The organism is Kribbella sancticallisti (assembly GCF_039530625.1).
In the GTDB taxonomy this organism is placed as follows: Bacteria; Actinomycetota; Actinomycetes; order Propionibacteriales; family Kribbellaceae; genus Kribbella; species Kribbella sancticallisti.
The window spans coordinates 446,100-467,026 of record NZ_BAAAOS010000017.1 but is presented as its reverse complement, the minus strand read 5'-3'; the positions used below and the strand labels follow the sequence as shown (position 1 = coordinate 467,026).

17 protein-coding genes are annotated in these 20,927 nt (G+C 69.2%); 8 read left to right on the top strand and 9 right to left on the bottom strand.

The window, feature by feature from the left end; all coding sequences use genetic code 11:
• Window positions 1–10: 10 nt before the first annotated feature.
• Both ABD255_RS09945 and paaN read right to left on the bottom strand, forming a co-directional pair.
• Window positions 11–1,402: a serine hydrolase domain-containing protein gene (locus ABD255_RS09945; protein WP_344212156.1), complete on the bottom strand. Its 1,392-nt coding sequence runs from the start codon at window positions 1,400–1,402 to the stop codon at window positions 11–13.
• Window positions 1,395–3,068 carry a phenylacetic acid degradation protein PaaN gene (gene paaN / locus ABD255_RS09940; RefSeq protein WP_344212154.1) on the bottom strand — a complete coding sequence of 558 codons (1,674 nt, stop codon included), beginning with the start codon at window positions 3,066–3,068 and terminating at the stop codon, window positions 1,395–1,397. Before paaN ends, ABD255_RS09945 begins: the two co-directional genes overlap by 8 nt.
• Window positions 3,069–3,169: 101 nt before the next feature.
• On the opposite strand from paaN, the gene paaI reads away from it, so the two are divergent.
• The 3 genes from paaI to paaK are packed head-to-tail and all read left to right on the top strand — an operon-like array spanning window position 3,170 to window position 6,139.
• Window positions 3,170–3,595, top strand: coding sequence for a hydroxyphenylacetyl-CoA thioesterase PaaI (gene paaI, locus ABD255_RS09935; protein ID WP_344212152.1), 426 nt, complete (start codon window positions 3,170–3,172; stop codon window positions 3,593–3,595).
• Window positions 3,592–4,809, top strand: coding sequence for a 3-oxoadipyl-CoA thiolase (gene pcaF / locus ABD255_RS09930; RefSeq protein ID WP_344212150.1), 1,218 nt, complete (start codon window positions 3,592–3,594; stop codon window positions 4,807–4,809). The genes paaI and pcaF overlap by 4 nt, the downstream gene beginning before the upstream one ends.
• Before the next feature lie 10 nt (window positions 4,810–4,819).
• On the top strand, window positions 4,820–6,139 hold the full coding sequence (gene paaK, locus ABD255_RS09925) for a phenylacetate--CoA ligase PaaK (protein WP_344212148.1): 1,320 nt from the start codon (window positions 4,820–4,822) through the stop codon (window positions 6,137–6,139).
• 185 nt (window positions 6,140–6,324) lie between these two features.
• Here paaK and ABD255_RS09920 read toward each other — a convergent pair whose 3' ends face one another.
• Complete coding sequence (locus ABD255_RS09920) at window positions 6,325–6,945, bottom strand: TetR/AcrR family transcriptional regulator (RefSeq protein WP_344212146.1); 621 nt, start codon at window positions 6,943–6,945, stop codon at window positions 6,325–6,327.
• Between the two features lie 188 nt (window positions 6,946–7,133).
• On the opposite strand from ABD255_RS09920, the gene ABD255_RS09915 reads away from it, so the two are divergent.
• The 4 genes from ABD255_RS09915 (at window position 7,134) to ABD255_RS09900 (ending at window position 11,326) form a co-directional block, all read left to right on the top strand.
• Window positions 7,134–7,937, top strand: a complete 804-nt coding sequence (locus tag ABD255_RS09915; RefSeq protein ID WP_344212144.1) for an SDR family NAD(P)-dependent oxidoreductase — start codon at window positions 7,134–7,136, stop codon at window positions 7,935–7,937.
• Between the two features lies 1 nt (window position 7,938).
• Window positions 7,939–9,054, top strand: a complete 1,116-nt coding sequence (locus ABD255_RS09910; protein ID WP_344212142.1) for a DUF5938 domain-containing protein — start codon at window positions 7,939–7,941, stop codon at window positions 9,052–9,054.
• A gap of 6 nt (window positions 9,055–9,060) precedes the next feature.
• Window positions 9,061–10,662, top strand: a complete 1,602-nt coding sequence (locus tag ABD255_RS09905; protein WP_344212140.1) for an acyl-CoA synthetase — start codon at window positions 9,061–9,063, stop codon at window positions 10,660–10,662.
• A gap of 136 nt (window positions 10,663–10,798) precedes the next feature.
• Complete coding sequence (locus ABD255_RS09900) at window positions 10,799–11,326, top strand: DinB family protein (RefSeq protein WP_344212138.1); 528 nt, start codon at window positions 10,799–10,801, stop codon at window positions 11,324–11,326.
• A gap of 44 nt (window positions 11,327–11,370) precedes the next feature.
• Here ABD255_RS09900 and ABD255_RS09895 read toward each other — a convergent pair whose 3' ends face one another.
• The gene (locus ABD255_RS09895) at window positions 11,371–12,717 is read right to left on the bottom strand and encodes a serine hydrolase domain-containing protein (protein ID WP_344212136.1); all 1,347 of its coding nucleotides are present in this window, start codon (window positions 12,715–12,717) and stop codon (window positions 11,371–11,373) included.
• A gap of 53 nt (window positions 12,718–12,770) precedes the next feature.
• Between ABD255_RS09895 and ABD255_RS09890 the strand changes: the two genes are divergently transcribed.
• The gene (locus ABD255_RS09890; protein WP_344212134.1) at window positions 12,771–16,067 is read left to right on the top strand and encodes an ATP-binding protein; all 3,297 of its coding nucleotides are present in this window, start codon (window positions 12,771–12,773) and stop codon (window positions 16,065–16,067) included.
• Here ABD255_RS09890 and ABD255_RS09885 read toward each other — a convergent pair.
• From ABD255_RS09885 to ABD255_RS09865, 5 genes are all read right to left on the bottom strand, one after another.
• The gene (locus ABD255_RS09885) at window positions 16,064–16,690 is read right to left on the bottom strand and encodes a TetR/AcrR family transcriptional regulator (RefSeq protein WP_344212132.1); all 627 of its coding nucleotides are present in this window, start codon (window positions 16,688–16,690) and stop codon (window positions 16,064–16,066) included. The two genes, ABD255_RS09890 and ABD255_RS09885, sit on opposite strands and share 4 nt — an antisense overlap.
• A gap of 164 nt (window positions 16,691–16,854) precedes the next feature.
• Window positions 16,855–17,673, bottom strand: a complete 819-nt coding sequence (locus tag ABD255_RS09880) for an ABC transporter permease (protein WP_344212130.1) — start codon at window positions 17,671–17,673, stop codon at window positions 16,855–16,857.
• Entirely contained in the window at window positions 17,670–18,656 is a 987-nt protein-coding gene (locus ABD255_RS09875; protein WP_344212128.1) for an ATP-binding cassette domain-containing protein, read from the bottom strand. Before ABD255_RS09875 ends, ABD255_RS09880 begins: the two co-directional genes overlap by 4 nt.
• A gap of 107 nt (window positions 18,657–18,763) precedes the next feature.
• Entirely contained in the window at window positions 18,764–20,107 is a 1,344-nt protein-coding gene (locus ABD255_RS09870; RefSeq protein WP_344212126.1) for an MFS transporter, read from the bottom strand.
• Window positions 20,104–20,805 (bottom strand): GntR family transcriptional regulator, encoded by a 702-nt coding sequence (locus ABD255_RS09865; RefSeq protein WP_344212124.1) that lies wholly within the window; start codon window positions 20,803–20,805, stop codon window positions 20,104–20,106. Before ABD255_RS09865 ends, ABD255_RS09870 begins: the two co-directional genes overlap by 4 nt.
• Between the last annotated feature and the right edge of the window lie 122 nt (window positions 20,806–20,927).

Below are 20,927 nucleotides of genomic sequence, written 5' to 3'. Positions count from 1 at the left end.
CGCTAGCGCGCTAGGAGTGGCTCCTGACCCGCACGTGGTCGGGGAGAGTGAACTGCTCGAGTGGCCGGGCGAGCAGGCCGCTGGAGCCGCGGACGGACTCCACCTCGCCGGAAGGGCCGAAGGTGTAGCGGTAGGACTCGCCGTACGCGCCGTAGCCGGAGCCGCCGGTGACGCGGAGTACGTCGCCGTCGGCCTCCAGCGTGATCGGGTCCGCGGCGGGATCCGGCGAGCTCGGGTCGATCGCGTAGAGCCGGCCGCCGAGCAGCACGATGTCGTTGACGCCCCACAGGTTCGCGAAGCGGCCGGTGAAGCGAGCCAGGCCGGCGGTGTCTTCCCGGGGCTTGGACTCGGCCAGATCGACCAGCTTGAGAGCCGCTTCGGCCAGTTGGGTGGCAGGAGCGTCGATCGCATTCGTCAGGACGGACACCACCATCCGGCGGCCACCGTCGACCAGCGAGCGGGTGATGTGCCCCGGGTAGCCGCCGCTGTGCCCGAACACGTCCCGCTTGGCGACCTTCGACACCTGCAGACCGAGCCCGTACCGCGGGTCGTCCTCCTCGCCGGTCTTCCACAGCGGATGCTGCATCTGCCGCTTCGACGCGTCCGTCAGCAACCGGTCGTCGCCGAGCAGGTGGGCGGAGAAGAAACCGGCCACATCCCGCGCGGTGCCGTAGAACCCGGTCGCCGAAGCGAGGGCCCGGGTGTCGACGTGCTCGATCGGCACCCGGACGTCCGCGTAGGCCAGGGAGCTGTAGCCCACCGCGTACTCCGCCTGCCGGTTCGCGTCCAGCTCCGGCCCGAGCCCGGACAACCCGAGCTTGTCCACGATCTCGGTCTGCACGTAGCTGTTGTACGGCGTACCGGAGGCGGCTTCGACCACCAGGCCGAGCAGGCCGTAGCCGATGTTCGAGTACTTGAACCGGTCGTTCTCCGGGATCACCGCGGAGGCCGGGTCCTTCAGTACGCCGAGCAGGTGCTCACGATCGGGGAAAGGCGTGTCGAGCTGCCAGAAATCGGCCTCGGTGCTGTCCCGGGTGACACCGCCGGCATGGCTGAGGAGATCCCGCAGCGTCCGCTCGCCCAACGGCGTACCGACGATCTCGGTGACGTGCATCGCGGCCTTGTCGTCCAGCCGGAGCTTGCCCTGCTCGGCCAGTTGCAGCACAGCGGTCGCGGTGAACGTCTTGGAGTGCGACGCGATCCGGAACAGGTGCTGCTCGGTCAGCGCCGTGCCCTGCTCGACGTCAGCCTGCCCGTACGCCGCCGAGAACCTCAGCGCGTCCCCGGCGTACGCGGCGGCCTGGACGCCGGGAATCCGCAGGTACCGCTGGTTGAACGCCAGCCAGCGGTCGTAGTACGCGAGTGCTTCGTGGACGTTGTCGAGATCCAGGGCGTCAGGCATGACGCCTAGACTGAATGACCCGGAAGCGACCCGCAACGTAAGCGCCATCCGTGTACGTAGCGTTCGCGGCCGGGTTCGCTCCGGTGCCGTGGAAGTCGCTGAACGCGGCCGACTGGTTCACGAACACCTGGCCGGTCAGGTTCTCCGACAGCGCGACGCCGACGTCGAGGGCGGCGTCGCGGACCTGCTCCAGCGTCTGCTCGTTCGTCGAGTACACCCCGGCGGTCATCGCGCCGCCCTCGCGGACGGTCTGCCGGAACCGCTCGATCGACTCGGCGGTGTCACCGGTCCGGACCAGGAACGACACCGGGCCGAAGCACTCGCGCCCGTACACCTCCTCGTCCTTGGCGTCGATGGCGACCAGCAGCGGAGTACGGACCACCGCGTCGGCGTACGCCGGGTGCTGGATCGCACGGGACGCCAGCACGACATCGCCGTACTCCGGGGCGAGCTCGAGGCGGCTGACCACGGCCTGGTTCACGATGCCGCCGAGCAGCTCGACCGCGCGGGCGTCGTCGCCGAGCAGCTTGCCGATCGAGTTCGCCAGCCCGGCACCCACCTCGTCGAAGGACTTGTGGCCCTCGTCGGTGTCGATCCCATCCGCCGGGACGAACAGGTTCTGGGTGGTGGTGCACATCTGGCCGGAGTACAGGGACAGCGTGAAGGCGAGGTTGTTGCAGAGCGCCTTGAAGGAGTCGGTCGAGTCGACGATGACCGCGTTCACGCCGGCCTTCTCGGTGAACACCTCGGCCTGGGTCGCGTTCTGCTCCAGCCACTGGCCGAACTCGCTGCCGCCGGTGAAGTCGATGATCTTCACCTCGGGGCGCAGCGCGAGCGGCTTGGCCAGGCCGTCGCCGGGGTGCTCGGCGGCCAGCGTGACCAGGTTCGGGTCGAAGCCGGCGTCGGCGAGCACCTCGCGGGCGACGTCGACGGTGATCGCCAGCGGCAGCACGGCCAGCGGGTGCGGCTTGACCACGACGGCGTTGCCGGTGACGAGCGAGGCGAACAGGCCGGGCCAGGAGTTCCAGGTCGGGAAGGTGTTGCAGCCGATCACCAGCGCGACGCCGCGGCCGACGACGGTGAAGTTCTTCTCCATCCGGATCGGGTCGCCCTTGGCCGGCTTCTCCCAGACCGCGGTCGCCGGGTAGCGGTTCATTTCCTCGTAGGAGTAGGCGATCGCCTCGAGCGCCCGGTCCAGCGCGTGCGCGCCACCTGCCTGGAAGGCCATCACGAACGCCTGCCCGCTGGTGTGCTGGACCGCGTTCGCCAGCTCGAAGACGCGCTTGTGCAGCCGGTCGAGGATCTCCAGCGTGACGCCGACGCGACCGTCGACGCCGGCCTTCCGCCAGTCGGACATGCCCTGCTGGGCAGCCTGCAGCAACTCGTCCAGGCCGCTCTCGGTGGTGTGCGGGTACTGGACGTCGAGCGGGATGCCGTACGGCGACTCCTCCGAGCTGACCGTGCCGGTTGCGCCGGGCGTCTCGACCGGGTACGCCGTACCGCGGTGCGCCTCGAACGCGGCTTTGCCGTCCTCGGCCGCGGCCTCGCCGTACACCCGCGGGCTCGGTGACTCCGGGAAGGCGGAGTAGTAGCCGCGGCTGCGGATCGCGGTCAACGCTCCGTCCAGCCGTTCGCGGTGGGCAGCCAGCCAGTCAGTCGATGTCATTGGTGCGCTCCAGGCTCGAATGGACGACGAGGGGAATGTTACAGTCAATGCCCAGATCGGGGATAGCGTGTCACAACCGCCCCCTACTTCCAGGTGGACCGATGGGTGAAGAGCTCGCGAGCAGGGTCGCTGCCGCGATGTGGGCCGACGACACCGCCAGCGCCGGGCTCGGGATGCGTCTGGTCTCCGTCTCCGACGGTACGGCCATTCTCGAGATGCCGGTTCGCGACGACATGGTGAACGGTCACGGCATCGCCCACGGTGGCTTCATCTTCACCCTGGCCGACTCGGCCTTCGCCTTCGCCTGCAACTCGCGCAACCTGGTGACGGTGGCGCAGGCCTGCGACATCGTCTTCATCGCGCCCGCCCGGCGCGGTGAGATTCTGGTCGCCGAGGCGCGGGAGCGGACGGCGTACGGGCGGAACGGGATCTACGACGTGACCGTGCGCCGCGGCGACGAGGTGATCGCGGAGTTCCGCGGCCGCAGCCGCCAACTGCCCGGCACCATCATCAAGGAGGAGATATGAGCACGGCAACCCGCTCGGCGGCCTACCTGGTGGACGGCGTCCGGACTCCGATCGGTCGGTACGGCGGGGCTCTCGCGGCGGTGCGTCCCGATGACCTCGCGGCGCACGCCATCTCCAGCCTGCTTGCGCGGCACTCCGCCCTGGACGCCTCGCTCATCGACGACGTGGTGCTCGGCTGTGCGAACCAGGCCGGCGAGGACAACCGCAACGTCGCCCGGATGGCCCTGCTGCTGGCGGGACTGCCGGACAGCGTTCCCGGCACGACGATCAACCGGCTCTGTGGCTCCGGCCTCGACGCGCTCGCCTCGGCCGCTCGCTCGATCATCGCCGGCGACAACGACATCGTGCTGGCCGGCGGCGTCGAGTCGATGTCCCGGGCGCCGTTCGTGCTGCCGAAGGCGACCACCGCGTTCGCCCGGCAGCCCGAGATCTTCGACACCACGATCGGCTGGCGGTTCGTCAACCCGCTGCTGAAGAAGCAGTACGGGATCGACTCGATGCCGGAGACCGCGGAGAACGTCGCCGCCGACTTCTCCGTCTCCCGGGAAGACCAGGACCTGTTCGCGCTGCGCAGCCAGCAGCGGGCGGCCAAAGCGGTCGCGAACGGTCGGCTGGCCGAGGAGATCGTCGCGGTTCCGGTCCCCGGCAAGCGTGGCGCCGTGACGATGGTCGAGGTGGACGAGCACCCGCGCGAGACCTCGCTGGACGCCCTGGCGGGGCTCAAGACCCCGTTCCGCGACCCGGGCACAGTGACCGCGGGCAACGCGTCCGGCGTGAACGACGGCGCCGCCGCCCTGCTGGTGATGAGCGGCGACGCGGTCGAGCGGCTCGGTGTCACCCCGCTGGCGCGGATCGTGGGCACCGCGGCCGCCGGCGTACCGCCGCGCATCATGGGGATCGGCCCGGTCCCGGCGACCCGCAAGCTGCTCACCCGCACCGACGTCTCGCTGTCCGACGTCGGCGTGATCGAACTGAACGAGGCCTTCGCGGCCCAGTCCCTCGCAGTACTGCGTGAGCTCGGTCTCCCCGACGACGCCGAGCACGTGAACCCGAACGGCGGCGCCATCGCTCTGGGACACCCCCTGGGCATGTCCGGCGCCCGCCTCGCCCTCACCGCCGCCCTCGAGCTTCGCCACCGCGACGCCGGGTATGCGCTCACCACCATGTGCATCGGAGTCGGCCAGGGCATCGCGACCCTGCTGGCCCGCCCCTGAAAGGTCTCCCATGACCGAAAGATTTCTCGGCGAAGCCTGCCCCGCCGAACTGCTGGACGAAGGCGAGAAGTTGTCCGCCGACGAACTGAAGGCGCGGCAACTGGCCGGCCTGCGGACGACCGTGCGCGCGGCGTACGAGAACGTGCCGCACTATCGCGCGGCGCTGGACGGTGCCGGCTTCGCACCGGACGACCTGAAGTCCTTCGACGACCTGTCCCGGCTGCCCTTCACCACCAAGCAGGATCTGCGGGACAACTATCCGTTCGGCATGTTCGCCGTACCGCGCTCCGAGGTCGTCCGGGTGCACGCCTCCTCCGGTACGACGGGACGCCCGACCGTGGTCGGGTACACCCGGGCCGACATCGACAACTGGGCGAACCTGATCGCCCGGTCGATCCGCGCCGCCGGTGGACGCGCGGGCGACGTGTGCCATGTCGCGTACGGGTACGGGTTGTTCACCGGCGGGCTGGGGGCGCACTACGGCGCCGAGCGGCTCGGCTGCACGGTGGTTCCGGTGTCCGGCGGGATGACGGAACGCCAGGTGGACCTGATCCGCGACTTCGGCGCCCGGATCATCATGGTGACGCCGTCGTACTTCCTCTCCATCGTCGACGAGATGGTTGCCCGAGGCATGGATCCGCGGGAGACCTCGTTGCGGGTCGGCATCTTCGGCGCCGAACCGTGGACCGAGCAGATGCGCACCGAGGTGGAGAGCCGGACCGGGATGCACGCCGTCGACATCTACGGGCTGTCGGAGGTGATGGGCCCCGGCGTCGCGCAGGAGTGCGTCGAGACCAAGGACGGCCTGCACATCTGGGAGGACCACTTCTACCCCGAGATCATCGACCCCGTCACCGGCGAGGTGCTGCCCGACGGCGAGGTCGGCGAACTCGTCTTCACCACCCTCACCAAACAAGCCTTCCCCGTACTGCGCTACCGCACCCGCGACCTGACCCGCCTGCTCCCCGGCACCGCCCGCCCCGGGATGCGCCGGATGGAGAAGATCACCGGCCGCACCGACGACATGATGATCGTCCGCGGCGTGAACGTCTTCCCCACCCAGATCGAGGAACAACTGCTGCTGGTCGAGGGCCTGACCCCGCATTACCTCTGCATCCTCACCCGTCCTCAGCGTCTCGACGAACTAACCGTCCAGGTCGAAGCCGCCCCCGACCTGCCGACGTCCTCGTACGCGTCGGCCGCTTCCGCGCTCTCCCGCCGAGTGAAGGACCGCGTAGGCGTCACCGCCGCGGTGGAAGTCCTACCCCCGCACGCCCTCGAACGCTCCCTGGGGAAAGCAAAACGCATCCGCGACGACCGCCCCCGCTGAGCGCGCGTCAGGGAAAGCGGAGTGAGGGGAGGATGGCGCTGAGCGCGCGTCAGGGAAAGCGGAGTAGGAGAGGCCGGCGCTGAGCGGGCGTCAGGGAAAGCGGAGTAGGGGAGGCCGGCGCCGAGCAGGCGTCACGGAGAGCCGAGTTAGTGCGGGCTGCGACCGCTCGGGTCGGGAAGTGGGCGTTACGGGAGTAGCAGTTTGGGGAGGGTTTGTTCTACGCCTTCGCGGAGGTCGTCGAGGGCCTTCGGTTCGCCGGAGAGGTGGCGGAGGAGGGCCTGCTGGAAGAGGCCGTCGAAGAGGGCGTAGGCGGTGGAGCGGGAGACTGTGATGGTGGCGGCACTGAGGTCGGCGTACGTGCTGACGATGCGCCAGATCATCAGTTCCAGGGTCTTGTCGATCTCCAGCACATCCTCGCGGAAGGACCGCTCGAACAGCGCCTGGTTGCGCAGGTCGTACCAGAGGCGGTGCATCGAGCCGTCCTCGTCGCACGTGGTGGCGAGCGCCTGGCTGAAGTCGACCCGCAGCTGGTCGGCCGACCTCGCCGTCGCGACGATCTGGTCGTACCGGGTGACGCACTCGGCCTTGTAGAGCTTCACGCAGTACGTGATCAGCTCCACCTTGTCGCGGAAGTAGTAGTGCAGCACGCCGTGGGAGAAGTCGGAGTTCTGGGCGATCTCCCGCAGGCTCGTCCGGGCGTAGCCGAGCTCGGACAGCGTGCGCAGAGCCGAGGTGGCCAGCTGGGCGCGGCGCTCAGCGAACTTGTCCACCTGGCGGCGCGAGATCCGGTCCGTCACCTCGGTCACGGTCTTGCCTCCTGGGGTAGCTCCTTGGAGTTTAACCTGCGGCGCAGATTTTCTTGACAGTTGTCCAAGAAACTCTTGACGACTGTCCAGAACTTGGTCACGCTGTGCTCATCGTCACGTCACCGAACCTCACCGGAGACCTGGCGATCGATCAGCAAGGTCAAGCAGCCGGCCGAAGGGGAGCAGTCATGAGCGGGTACGACCTGACCGGACGAAAAGCACTGGTGACCGGGGGTGCTCGTGGCCTCGGTGCCGGGATGGCGCAAGCCCTGGCCAAGGCCGGCGCGGCGGTGGTGATCGCCGACATCCAGGAGGAGTTCGGCAGGGAGACGGCCGACGACCTGAAGCAGACCGGCGCGAGCGCCGCCTTCGTCCGGCTCGACGTGACCGACGACGCCAACTGGGAAACGGCGATCGAGGCCACCATCGGCGAGCTCGGCGGCCTGGACATCCTGGTGAACAACGCGGGCGTCGAACTGTCCGGCCTGGTGATCGACCTCGACCCGGCCGACGTCCGCAAGATGCTGGAGATCAACGTCCTCGGTACTGCGCTGGGCCTGAAGCACGCGTTCCGGGCGATGCGGCCGGAGGGACCCGCCGGGACTGGTGGCTCGGTGGTCAACATCTCCAGCGTCGCCGCGACGATCCCCTTCCCCGGCATCGCCGGGTACTCCGCGACCAAGTCCGCGGTCGACCGCCTCACCCGGGTGGCCGCGATGGAGTCCGGCAAGCTCGGCTACGGAGTACGGGTGAACTGTGTGTACCCCGGCCTGGTGCCGACCGAGATGGGCATGAAGCTGGCCGCGGACATGGTCACCCTCGGGCTCTGGCCGTCCGCCGAGGCGGCGGTGGGTGACGTCATCGGGCTGACCCCGCTCGGCCGGCTCGGCGAGGTCTCCGACATGGCCGACGCGGTGGTCTTCCTGGCCTCCGACGCGGCCAGGTTCATCACCGGCGCGGGGCTGCCGGTCGACGGCGGAATGGGGATGTGAGATGACCAAACCTGTCGTCGTGTACGGCGCCTCCGGCTACACCGGGCGGCTCGTCTGCGAGTACCTGCGCGAGTTCAACGTGCCGTTCATCGCGGCCGGCCGGGACAAAAAGCGGGTCCAGGAGGTGCTCGACCGGGTCCCCGGGATCGACACCGTCGACCACGAGGTGGTCGAGGTCGAGCACGAGGTGAGTGCGCTGACCGACCTCTTCCGCGGCGCGAAAGTGGTCAGCAACATGGTCGGCCCGTTCGTGAAGTACGGGCCCGAGGTCGTCGAGGCGAGTCTCGCCGCCGGCTGCCACTACCTGGACACCACCGGTGAACAGGACTGGCTGCTGGACGCGCAAGCCGGGTGGAGCGACAAGTTCACCGCCGAAGGACTGCTCCTCGCGCCGGGTGTCGCGCAGATGTACACGACCGGCGAGATCGCCGCGAACATCTGCCTGGAGACACCCGGCCTCGACACCCTCGACATCCTGGTGCTGTGGAAGGGCTTCCCGACGTACGCGTCGACCCAGACCATCTTCACCATCCTCAAGGCCGACTGGCACTACCTGGAACAGAACGAACTGGTGAAGTGGGACCCGCTGACCACCTTCGAGGTGAACGTGCCGGGTCAGCACGCCACCGCTCTGGCCCTGCCGTGGGGCGGCACGAGCCACCCGGTCTGGTTCCGTAACGATCCCCGCGTCGCCAACGTCAAGGTGGCCGGCGGAGTCTTCGACCGCACCGTCATGCAGGGCGTGGTCGAAGCGGTGAAGATGGTGGAGACACAGATCAAGACGCTCCCGGCCGAGCAGCAGGATGCCGCGCTGGGTGAGGTGGCCGCCTCGGTCCAGGCGAGCATGCCGCCGCGGGAGAACCCGCGGATCAACACCTCACTCGACTCGGTGCATGCCTCCGGGCCGCTCGGCCGGGCGCACTGCGTGATCCACGGCAACAGCAACTACAAGCAGACCGGCGCCCTCCAGGCGTACGCGGCGTACTCACTGCTGCAGCAGCCCCCGCGCCGGGCCGGGCTGGCCTCGGCCTGCCAGGCCTTCGGGCACCGCGAACTGCTCGGCGTACTCCGAAGCTTCGGGCTCGTGCTCGAACCAGTTGTGACCGTCCACCACTGAGACCAGGTGCGGGAGCGTCGCGTCACCCCCCAGGCGCTCCCGCGCCTGCACCACCTGCCCCACCTGGAGTTCGCCGTGCGGCTGTACGACTACCTCGACAAAGGCGCCTCGCTGGGCGCCGACGCGCCCTGCCTGACGATGGCCGGTACGTCGCTCAGCTACGCCGAGGTGCAGGAGTTCTCCTGGCAGGTCGGGCGTGCGCTGCACCGCTCGGGGATCCTGCCGGGTGACAAGGTGGCGATCCTGTCCGCGAACAACCCGATCTCGTTCGCCTGCGTGTTCGGCATTGCCCGGGCCGGCGCGGTCTGGTGCCCGGTGAACCCGCGCAACGAAGCGGCCGAGAACCGCGACCTGCTGGACGCGTTCGACTGCTCCGCGCTGATCTTCCAGCGGGCCTTCCTGCCGCTGGTGGAGAAGATCCTGCCCGATCTGCCCAAGCTGACCACCGTCGTCTGCCTGGAAGAGTCCTTGCCTCAGGCAATGAGCTTGGCTTCGTGGCTGGCCGGCGTACCGATCGAGCCGTGGTCGCTGGAACCGCTCGACGACACCGCGCTGCTGGTCGGCACCGGCGGCACCACCGGGCGGCCGAAGGGGGTGATGCTGACCGAGCGGAACCTGGAGACCATGTCGGCGATCACCCTGATGAGCTACCCGTTCTCCGGGCGGCCGGTGTATCTCGCGCCGGCACCGCTGACGCATGCGGCCGGAGTACTGTGCTTTCCCGTTCTGACGCTGGGCGGCGAGATCGTGATCATGCCGGCGCCGGATCTGGACGAGTTCCTGGACCTGGTGCAGCGGCACCGGGTCACGCACACGTTCCTGCCGCCGACGCTGATCTACCTGCTGCTGGCGAATTCTTCCTTGCCTGCGACGGATCTCAGCTCCCTGCAGTGCTTCTGGTACGGCGCCGCGCCGATGTCCGCGGCTCGCCTGGCGGAGGCGCTGGAGCGGATCGGGCCGGTGATGGCGCAGCTGTTCGGCCAGAGCGAGGCGCCGATGATGATCTCCACGATGGCGCCGGCGGACCACTTCCACCCGGACGGTTCACCTGCCGTGGAACGGTTCACGTCCGCCGGACGGCCTTCGCCACTGACGCAGGTGGCGATCATGTCCGACTCCGGCCAACTCCTGCCGACCGGTGAGCGCGGGGAGATCGTCGTCCGCGGGTCGCTGGTGATGGCCGGCTACTACAAGAACCCCGAGGCGACGGCGGCCGCGTCGCAGTACGGGTGGCACCACACGGGTGACATCGGCTTTCTCGACGAAGGCAACTACCTCTACATAGTGGATCGGGCGAAGGACATGATCATCACGGGCGGATTCAACGTGTACTCGGCGGAGGTCGAGCAGGCGCTGATGACGTACCCGGCGATCCGCGACTGCGCGGTCGTCGGACTTCCCGACGAGAAGTGGGGCGAGCGGGTGACCGCGGTGCTGCAACTCCACCCCGGCCTCACCGTCACCGAGTCGGAGGTCCGCAACTACGTGAAGAGCCGCCTCGGCAGCGTCAAGACCCCCAAACAGGTCCTGGTCTGGCCCGACCTCCCCCGCTCCAAGGTCGGCAAGGTCCTGAAGAACGAGGTCAAGGCACGCCTGATAAATCAGTAGGTGCTCGCGGCGTCGGCGGCTAGGGTTCTGGCTGACGTGAGAGGAGGTGGGTGCGATGTCGAGTTCTTCCGTCGTGCTGCCTGCCTGTCGCGTCCTCGGCTGAGTCAGGTGGCTTGTCACCACCTTTGGAGCTGCAATGACCGTGGTATCCCGTCCGCCGCTGACCTCTGACGAGCGGACTCAACTGACTGGCTGGCTGGACCTGCAGAGGTCCTTCGTCCGGATGAAGTGCGAAGGCCTCAGCGAGGCCGAAGCCCACCGCAAGATGCTGCCCACCTCCCCGCTGATGACGGTGGCGGGACTCGTGGCGCACATGCGTTGGGTCGAGTACTCGTGGTTCCACCTCAACGTGCTCGGCACCCCCGACACGGGCCAGACCCCATGGACCGAGGACGGACACCCCGACGCCGAGATGTTCGTCGACGACGTTCCGCTGGCTCAACTGCTCGACGAGTACGACGCCGAGTGCGCGCGCTCGAACGCGATCACCGCCTCGCTCTCCCTGGACGCTTTGGAGCAAGGACCGAGCGTCCGCGAGGGTGGCGCCGCCTCACTGCGCTACGTCCTCTGCCACATGATCGAGGAAACCGCCCGCCACGTCGGCCACCTCGACATCATCCGGGAACTCCTCGACGGCCAGACCGGCTACACCAAGCCCGACTGACCCCTAGCCCCGGGCGGCCTGCGACGGCCGCCCGGGCTGCCGGGCTACAGCCACTCGCCGAAGGCCAAGGGCTCTCGGGTGCACAGGTAGGTGGCCCAGTGGAGCGTGGTGGGGGTGCCGTCGGCGTCTCGGGTGATGCGCAGGAGTTCGCCGGCTTCACGGCCCGAGACGGTGCGGTAGATGTCGTCGGAGACCTTCTCGAAGACGGCCGGGGCCTTCCACTCGGGGGCGCCCTGGGCCGCGGCCTCGAGGGTGCCGTTGCGGACGGAGAAGACGAACGGGCTGCCTTCGGAGAACCACGTACCGAGTACGCCGGCCAACTCGGCGGGCACCTCGGTGCCAGGGGTCCAGACGGCCGGCGGTTCGGGGTCGCCCTCGAGCACCTTGATCAGCAGGTCGGTGGCGATCGCGGCGGGGTCGGGCGCCGACGTGGTGTTCATCAGCGTGATCCCGGCGGTACCGGACGGGCGGTGCACGAAGCTGCCGGTGATGTGGCCGGGCATGCCGCCGGTATGGCCGACGAAGACCCGCTCACCGCGGCGGAACAACATGAACCCGAGGCCGAAGCCCAGTTGCCAGCGGTCCACGTCCGCCATGATCTGCGGCTGGCACATCTCCTCGATGGTGTCCTTGGAGAGCACCTCCTCGACCGGATCGGCGATGAACATCATCCACTTGGCGAGGTCGGCCGCAGTACTGGCAAGGCCGCCGCAGGCGTCCATCGCGCTGAGATCGTTCAGCGGCTCGTTGACCGGCACGTCCGAGAACGGCGGCACGTAGTACCCGCTCGCCGCCGGGCCGCCGTCCATCCCGACCGTGGTCCGGCTCATCTCCAGCGGCCGCAGGATGCGCGCCTGGACCGACTCGTACCACGACCGTCCGTCGACCCGGGCGATGATCTCGCCGAGCATCGAGTAGACCAGGTTCGAGTAGTGGAATCGGTGGTGCGGCTTGCCGATCCGCTCGGCCTCGTTCCAGCCCTCGACCAGTTGGGCGCGGTCCGGGAACTTCATCTGGTCCCACACGTCGCCGACGGGTTCGCGCTGCATACCGCTGATGTGGCTGAGCATCTGCCGCACGGTGATGGCCTCGTGCTTGCTCTCCGGGATGAACTTCTCGAGCGTGTCGTCGAGGCTGAGCTTGCCCTCGTCGCGCAACGCCATGATCGCGACCGCGGTGAAGGTCTTGCTGTGCGAGGCGATCAGGTACTGCGTATCGGCGGTCGGCGCCACGCCGGGCGCGGTCAGGTCGGCCGATCCCACCCCGTCGGACCAGGCCAGCGCACCGGCGCGGGCGACGGCGCCCACGATCCCGGGCACCCGTCCCTTGGTCTGACGTTCGGCGAGGATCCGGCGGAGCGCGGAACTGGTCTGGGCGGAGATGTCGGTCACCAGCCGACAGTAAGCCATCTTCGGCGGCTACGCAGGTGACAAACGGCAGGGGTTTGAGCGGGTCCGTGTGCGAGGCTGGTGGCCTGCGCATAGCGGTGCTCGGTCCACTCGCCATGTGGGCGGCCGACGGATCTCCGCTCGACGTCCGCGGCGTCCGGCTGCGCGGTCTGCTGGCCCGGCTGGCGCTCAGCGCGGGCCGCCCGGTGGGGATCGAGACTCTGGTCGACGGCCTGTGGGACAGCGAGGCGCCGAGCGCGAACGCTCTGCAGTCCCTCGTCTCCCGGTTGCGCGCGGGCCTCCCGGCGACGGAGTCCAGCATCTCCGTCCAGTCCGGCCCGGCCGGCTACACGCTGACGATCTCGCCGGAGTCCGTCGACGCGCTCCAGTTCGAGGACCTCGTCCGCCGTGGCCGCCGCCTGTTGGCCAGTGATCCCGCCCAGGCGCGAGCCCTGCTCACCCAGGCCGAGCGGCTCTGGCGCGGCGATGCCCTGGCGGATCTGCGCGATCTTCCGTTCGCCGCGATCGAGGCCGACCGGCTGGCGGACTTGAGGCTCGGTGCCGCCGAGGATCTCGCCGAGGCCGCGATCACCGTAGGCAACGCCCGCGAGGTGACCGCCGAGCTCGAGCGGCTGACCACCGCCCACCCGCTCCGCGAGCGACTGCACGAACTCCTGATCAGAGCCCTGTACGCCGACGGCCGCCAGGCCGAGGCCCTCGCCGCCTACGAGCGGGTGCGAGTCACCTTGGCCGACGAGCTCGGCGCGGACCCGGGGACCAGCCTGCGCGAGCTCCACGGCTCCGTACTGCGGGGCGACACGATCGACCCGGTCGCGACAGCGTCCGCAGTACCGGTGGCTGCTCAGCCCGCGCGGCGGAACAACCTGCGCGCTCCGATGACCAGCTTCGTCGGCCGCGCCGAGGACGTGGCCGAGCTGGCGCGGCTGGTCGGCAACGGCACCCGCCTCGTCACGATGGTCGGCCCGGGTGGCGCCGGGAAGACCAGGCTCGCGACCGAGACCGGGCGGTCCCTGGTGGAGCAGACCGGCGACGGCGTCTGGTTCGTCGAGCTGGCTCCGCTGGGCGACGCGAGCGATGTCGCACCGGCGATGCTGACCGCGCTGGGCGCGAGCGAGTACGTCGACAACCTGCACACCACGCTGGCGCCGAAGAACCTCCCGACCCGGCGAGCGGCTACCGACCGGCTGGTCGAGGTGATCGCCGACCGGCGGGTGCTGCTGGTGCTCGACAACTGCGAGCACCTGGTCCAGGAGGTCGCCGACCTGGTCGACTCGTTGCTGGCGGCGTGTCCGCGGCTGCGAGTGCTGACAACCAGCCGCGAGCCGCTGAGCATCCCCGGCGAGCACCTGCACCAGGTGGGACCACTCGGTCTGCCGCCGCTGCACAGCACCGACGACGCCTACCCCTCGGTCCAGTTGTTCGTGGACCGGGCCCGCGCGGTTCGGCCCGACTTCACCATCACCGAGAACAACCGCGAGGCGATCGCCGAGATCTGCCGCCGGCTGGACGGCATGCCGCTGGCGATCGAACTGGCCGCGGCCCGGCTGCGGGCGCTGACCCCACAGCAGATCGTGGAGCGCCTGGCTGACAGGTTCCGGCTGCTGACCAGTGGTTCGAGGACCGCGCTGCCCCGGCACCAGACGTTGCGTGCGGTCGTCGAGTGGAGCTGGGAGTTGCTCGACCGCGACGAACAGGCCGTCGCCCGCCGCCTGTCGCTGTTCTCCGGTGGTGCGACGCTCGAAGCCGCCGAACGGATCTGCACCGGACCGGGGCTGCCACCCGAGGCCGTGCTCGGAGTACTGGCTTCCCTCGTCGACAAGTCACTCGTCGAGGCCGCGGCCGACGACCGGTCGGTGCGCTACCGGATGCTCGAGACAGTCAAGGCGTACGGCGCTGAACAGCTCGCCGAGTCCGGGGAGTACGACCAGTTCCGGCAGGCGCACACGGCGTACTTACGGCACCTGCTCCACCAGGCCAGCCCGAAGCTGCGCACAGGCGAGCAACTGCAGTGGATCGCCAGACTGGACGCGGACAACGAGAACCTGCTCGACGCACTGCGAACCTCGGTGGACTCCGGCGACGCGGGGACTGCGCTCGAACTCGTCAGTGTCCTCGGCGAGTACTGGAACATCCGCGGTCGTCCGGCAGAGGCGGTCAGCTGGTTCGAGGCGGCGCTGGCCGTGGACGGACCGAGCCGGCCGCTCGACCGGGCCGGCACGCTGATGATGTTCTCGCTCGGCACGATGTCCAACGGCGAGGACCCGTCGGCCAACTACGCGAAGGCAATCCGTGGACTGGCGTCGGTACGGCTGTTGAGCCGGCAGCACCCAGAGGTCGCCGGGTCGGGTGTGGGGCTGTTCACCAACGCGGCCTGGTCCGCGGTCCGCCGGGACAAGGCAGCCTGCTTCCGGGTGCTCGACGAGGCCCGGCAGCACGACGATCCGTGGACCCGGACCATGGCCGTGATGATGAGCGCGATGTTCCGGGAGAACGAGGGCGACGTCGACCAGATGGCCGCGGACCTGGCCGTCGCGCTGGACGGGTTCCGCGCGATCGGCGACCGCTGGGCCATTTCGCTCGCCCTCCGCGGGCTGGCCAGCCACCAGGCCGGCAGCGGCGACCACGAGGGCGCGCTGAGCTCGCTGACCGAGGCGTTGCGGTTGATCGGTGAGCTCGGCACGAACGAAGGCGTCTCGCAACTGCTCGCCCAGTGCGCGATCAGCCGGGCCGAGCTGGGCGACCTCGACGGCGCGCGGGAGGAGATGCACCGGGCGCTGCGGATGGCCGAGGAGAGCGGAAGCCGTGGTGGGCAGGCGATCGCCCTCGTGGGGCTGAGTGCCGTCGCCCGGCGGGAGGAGCGGCTCGACGTGGCCAAGGAGCTCGCCGAGCAGGCCTACGCGGTGCTCGACCTCGCTGCCGAGCGGCACGCGCCGCACGCGCAGGCGATCGTGCTCAGCCAGCTCAGCCGGGTGGCGGTCGCACGCGGCGACCAGCAGGCGGCGAAGGAGTACAGCAGGCAGGCGGTGGAGCTCGCGCTGCGCACCGAGGACATGCCGTTGGCGTCGGGGATCGTGGCCGCCGTTGCCGATGTCGATCCGCTGACCGGTGAGGACGAGGTGGCCGCGCGCGTCCTCGGACTCGCCGCCGCGATGCGGGGGATGCGGACCGTGCCGGACTCCGACGTACGGCGTACTGCGGAGCGGCTGCGGGTGGCACTGGGCAACGAACGGTTCGAGGCGGCGTACGACGCGGGCGCGGCACTACCCCGCGACGACGCGATGGCCGAGGTCCGCAAGCGGCTCGACCTCACCAGCACCGACAAGAACAGCTAGTCGAGCATCAAGGCGAGGGCCAGGTCGCGCAATGCGGTCTGGACCTGCTCCTCGGGTGGTCGCGGGTCGGTGAGCATCCAGTCGTAGACGACGGTGTTGACGGCACCGATGAAGCACAGGCCGAGGAACCTGAAGTCCTTCCGGCTGATCTCCCCGCGGTCGACTCCCGCTTCGCCGATCCTGACCACGCTGGAGACCAGCAGTTCGCGGAAGGCGATTCGCTGCTCCTCCACCGCGGGGCTGGTGCCGACCACCTCGACGAACGAGATCCGGGCCCGGCGCAGGTCGGCCATGATGGTGCGCAGGTAGCCGTCGACGGTCGCGACGATCCGCTCCCGGACCGGCGCCCCAGCGGTCGACGCGAGCGCCTCACCGGTACTGCGGACCGCCAGTTCGATCACCTGCGCGTGCACCGCGAGCAGCACGGCTTCCTTGTTCTGGAACTCGTGGTAGAAGTGCCGGGTCGACACTTTCGCCTGCGCACACAGGCGTTCCACCGAGGTCGCGGGATAGCCTTCGGTCCCGAACAGCTCCAGCGCGGCGTCCAGCAGACGCTCCCGTCGCGCCGCCTTCCACTCGTCGACCGAGCGTCCGGAATAACGGCGTACGGAGGGATCGCTCATTGCACCTCTTGTCGATACCCCGTGCCTGAACCCTTGTCATCTTAGCCATGACCGCTCCACATTACTGACCCGTTTCCAAGTGAAAACTCCTGTTTTCCTTTGGGTTCGGGGTCAGTGACGTGGAGCGCTTCCCCGCGGCTTTCATGCCAAGGGCAAGCAGCGGGTCAGGTGCGGCGGCGGTAGGCCCGGATCGCCAGCGGGGCGAAGACGGCGACCAACCCGACCATCCAGGCCAGTGTGATCAGCAGCGGCTTCTGCACGTCGCCGCCGAGCATCAGGCCGCGCATCGTGTCGACCAGGTACTTCACCGGGTTCACGTTCACGAACGCCTGCAGGAAACCGGGCAGCGTGTCGGTCTGCACGAACACGTTGCTGCCGAAGGTGAGCGGGAACATCACCAGGAACGCGATGCCCTGCACGCCCTGCGCGGTCTTCAGCTTCAACCCGAGCCAGACCCAGATCCAGCACAGCGACAGCGCGAACGCCAGCACGATCAGGCAGGCGAGGATCCCGTTCCCGACGCCGTTGCCGAACCGGAAGCCGAGCGCGAACCCGGTCCCCATCAGGATCAGGATCGACAGCGTGTACCGGACCGCGTCACCCAGCACGGCCCCGATCAACGGCGCGATCCGCGCGATCGGCAGACTCCGGAACCGGTCGAACACGCCCTTGGCGAAGTCGTCGTTCAGCGCGACCCCGGTCCCCATCGTCGAGAACACGACCGTCTGCACCAGCAGGCCGGGCAGCAGGAACGGCAGGTAGTCGCGCCAGGTGCCGCCGGTGGCGACCGCGCCGCCGAAGACGAACAGGAACAGCACCAGGAAGATGATCGGCTGGAACGTCACGTCCGCCAGGGCTTCGGGGTTCTGCCGGATCCGGACGATGTTGCGCCAGGCCAGCGTCAGGCTCTGCTCGACCCACGCGAACGGCCTGCTGCGGCGGGCAGCGTGCGCCGCGGGTGCCTCGACAATGGCGGTGCTCATCGGCTCGCTCCTTCCAGTGCGGCGGTGCTCTCTTCTTCGGCGACATGTCCGGTCAGGGCGAGGAACACCTCGTCCAGGCTCGGCAGCCGCAGGGACAGTTCGGTGACGGCGATGCCGGCCTCGTCGAGCCGGCGAACCACCACCGGCATCGAGGAGCCATCGGAGACCGGCACGCTCACCAGCGCGTTCACCACGTCCACGGTCGGCCGGGCCCCGACGGACTCCGACACGATCGCGGCGACCCGCTCGAGGTGACCCGGCTCGGACGGCCGGACGTCGAGGGACTGCTTGCCCGCCTGCGCCTTGAGCTCGGCCGGCCGCCCGGAGGCGACCACCTTGCCCTTGTCGAAGACCATGATCGAGTCGGCCAGCGCGTCGGCCTCTTCCAGGTACTGCGTGGTCAGCAGCACGGTGGTTCCGTCCAGCACGAGGTTGCGGACCGTGTCCCAGACGCCGTTGCGGGCGTGCGGGTCGAGTCCGGTGGTCGGCTCGTCGAGGTAGAGGATGCTCGGGTGGCCGACCAGGCTCGCGGCCAGGTCGAGCCGCCGGCGCATACCGCCGGAGTACGTCTTGGCGATGCGGTCGCCCGCGTCGGACAACTCGAACCGTTCGAGCAGTTCGTCCGCGCGGGCCCTGGCCTGGGTGCGGTTGCTGCCGAGCAGCCGGCCGATCATGACCAGGTTGCGGCGGCCGGACATGTCCTCGTCGACCGAGGCGTACTGCCCGGTCAGGCCGATGATCTCGCGGACCCGCGGCGCTTCGCGGACAACGTCGTACCCGCCGACGGTCGCGTGCCCGGCGTCCGGTTGCAGCAGCGTGCCGAGGATGCGGACCGCGGTGGTCTTGCCGGCCCCGTTCGGGCCGAGGACGCCGAGCACGGTGCCGGTCGGCACGGTGAGATCCACGCCGGCCAGCGCGGTGGTGGTGCCATATTTCTTGACCAGACCTTCGGCCGAGATGGCGACCTGGTTCGTTGTGGACATCGGACCCTCCCAGATGACTGTTCTGGGATCAACCGTGCGCGCCGGCACTGGTACCCGCCCTGGCACCCGACTGGTAGCCGGTGCCAGGGCGCTGTCTCAGCTCGGTCTCAGCGCTGCCTGGCGAACTCTCCGGTGTCGGCCTTCAGCGGCACGATCTGGTTCGCCCGGAGCGCTTCGTAGATGTCCGGGTTGTAGCGAGCCAGCGTCGCGCGGGCCCGGCGCCGGTAGCGGACGATCTGGATGGTTCCGATCGACCACAGCACGTACTGGAAGGTCAGCGCCCACTTGAAGTCGGTGAGGGTCTGCGCCGCGCCACCCGACGATGCGTCCAGCAGGATCCCGACCATGCCGATGCAGATCAGCATCGCGATGAAGCCACCGGTGTTGACCATTCCGTTCGCCGCCCCGAACCGGGTGGTCGGATTGAACGTCCGCGCGTAGTCCAGGCCGAGCATCGACCCGGGACCGCCGGCCGCCTGGACGACGATCAGCAGGAGCAGGACGGGCATCGGAGCCCGGCCGGGCCAGAGCAGGACGACGGTCCACATGAACACGGAGCCGGCGATCACGGCCAGCACGATCCACGAGCGGTAGAAGGGGAACCTGGCGGCGTACCGGCCGACCAGTGGGCCGTAGAAGAGCCCGGCGAGGACCGGCAGGACGAGCATGGCCGCCGCGGTTGTTGGCGCGACGCCCTGTCCTTGGACCAGGAACGGGTATCCCCACAGCAGGCCGAACGTGCCGCCGGAGAAGCTGGTGGTGAAGTGGGTCCAGAGGCCGAGGCGGGTGCCCGGCTCCATCCACGCGCGCCGGAGGTTCCGCCGTACCTGCGTGATCGACTGCTTCGCGCGGTGCAGCGGTTCGTCGTACGGGCTGTCCTTGAGGAGGAAGAGCACGGCGGCACCGGTGAGCAGGCTGAGCACGCTCGCGGCCGCGAAGGTCGGTGTCCAGCCGAAGGCGTGGAACGCGGCCGCCATCGGCACGGTCGACACGATCGCGCCGATACCGCCGAGCATGCCGGTCGCCTGGGACATCACCGGCTGCCGGAGCGCGGGGAACCAGGACATGACGACTCGGAGCACGCTGATGAAGACAAGCGCGTCACCGACGCCGAGGACCGCCCGGGCCGCGAGGGCTGCCGGGTAGGAGTCGACCAGGCTGAACGCCGACTGCGCGACGAACAGCAGCACCGAGGCAGCGATCAGGAGTCGCTTCGACCCGTACCGGTCCAGCAGGATGCCGACCGGCACCTGCATCGCGGCGTACACGGTCAACTGGACGACAGTGAAGCTGGCGAGCGCCGACGCGGAGATGTCGAACCGCTCGGCCGCCTGCAGACCCGCGACGCTCATCGAGCCGCGATGCAGCACGGTCACCAGGTAGGTGAAGACAGCAGTCGCCCACACCGCCCAGGCTCGACGACCGCCCAGGGGGAAGAGGAGTTCGGTCACCGCAGGCCCCGCAGATCGTTCGCGGCGACGTGGATGTGGTCGACGACGAGGTCGCGGAACCGCTTGTGGCTGTTGCCCCGCAGCGCCTCGATCATCTCCTGGTGCGCGGCGATGGACTTGTCCATCCGGGCCGGCTGCACCTCGATGCCCGGGACGCCCATCCGGACCTGCCGGTCGCGCAGGCTGTTGTAGAGCTTGGCGAGAATCTCGTTGCCCGCGGCACCGACAATCGCCTCGTGGAAGGCGCGGTCGGCCTCCAGGAAGGTCTTGGCGTCGCCCGCCCTGCGATGCGTGCGCATCTGCTCGACGTGCTCCTCGAGCGTCTCGACGAGTTGCCTGCGGCGGTGCCAGACCTTCGCGGCCGCATGCACCTCGATCAACTCGCGCGCCTCGAGGACGTCGTTGATCTCCTGCGCCAGGACCGGCAGGACCAGCGCGCCCTTCTTCGGATAGAGCTTGACCAGGCCGGACTCCTCCAGCCGCAGCAGCGCCTCTCGGACCGGAGTACGGGAGACTCCGACCGCGGTGGCCAACTCGCCCTCGGTCAGCAGCGCACCGCCGGGATAGACCCGGTCCAGGATGGCTGCCTTCACGTACGCGTAGACCCGCTCCGCCGCCGGGATCTTCTCCACTCCGGGCGCCGCTTCCGCGACGATCCGGGCGATCTCCGTCGTCTGGTCCCCCAGCTCGAACCCCACCTTCGCCGATTCATGATCGGCCGCCCCGCTACCCACTACACCCTCAGCTCTCGTATCTCTGTTGTATCTATCTTACACACAACACCTCGAGCGGCCGTTTGTTCCCGGCTGGGACACCGAGT

What these genes read in the sequence shown, in the direction of transcription:
- ABD255_RS09945 (WP_344212156.1), bottom strand. Translation starts at nt 1,402, where the DNA reads ATGCCTGACGCCCTGGATCTCGACAACGTCCACGAAGCACTCGCGTAC.
- paaN (WP_344212154.1), bottom strand. Translation starts at nt 3,068, where the DNA reads ATGACATCGACTGACTGGCTGGCTGCCCACCGCGAACGGCTGGACGGA.
- paaI (WP_344212152.1), top strand. Translation starts at nt 3,170, where the DNA reads ATGGGTGAAGAGCTCGCGAGCAGGGTCGCTGCCGCGATGTGGGCCGAC.
- pcaF (WP_344212150.1), top strand. Translation starts at nt 3,592, where the DNA reads ATGAGCACGGCAACCCGCTCGGCGGCCTACCTGGTGGACGGCGTCCGG.
- paaK (WP_344212148.1), top strand. Translation starts at nt 4,820, where the DNA reads ATGACCGAAAGATTTCTCGGCGAAGCCTGCCCCGCCGAACTGCTGGAC.
- ABD255_RS09915 (WP_344212144.1), top strand. Translation starts at nt 7,134, where the DNA reads ATGAGCGGGTACGACCTGACCGGACGAAAAGCACTGGTGACCGGGGGT.
- ABD255_RS09910 (WP_344212142.1), top strand. Translation starts at nt 7,939, where the DNA reads ATGACCAAACCTGTCGTCGTGTACGGCGCCTCCGGCTACACCGGGCGG.
- ABD255_RS09900 (WP_344212138.1), top strand. Translation starts at nt 10,799, where the DNA reads ATGACCGTGGTATCCCGTCCGCCGCTGACCTCTGACGAGCGGACTCAA.
- ABD255_RS09885 (WP_344212132.1), bottom strand. Translation starts at nt 16,690, where the DNA reads ATGAGCGATCCCTCCGTACGCCGTTATTCCGGACGCTCGGTCGACGAG.
- ABD255_RS09880 (WP_344212130.1), bottom strand. Translation starts at nt 17,673, where the DNA reads ATGAGCACCGCCATTGTCGAGGCACCCGCGGCGCACGCTGCCCGCCGC.
- ABD255_RS09875 (WP_344212128.1), bottom strand. Translation starts at nt 18,656, where the DNA reads ATGTCCACAACGAACCAGGTCGCCATCTCGGCCGAAGGTCTGGTCAAG.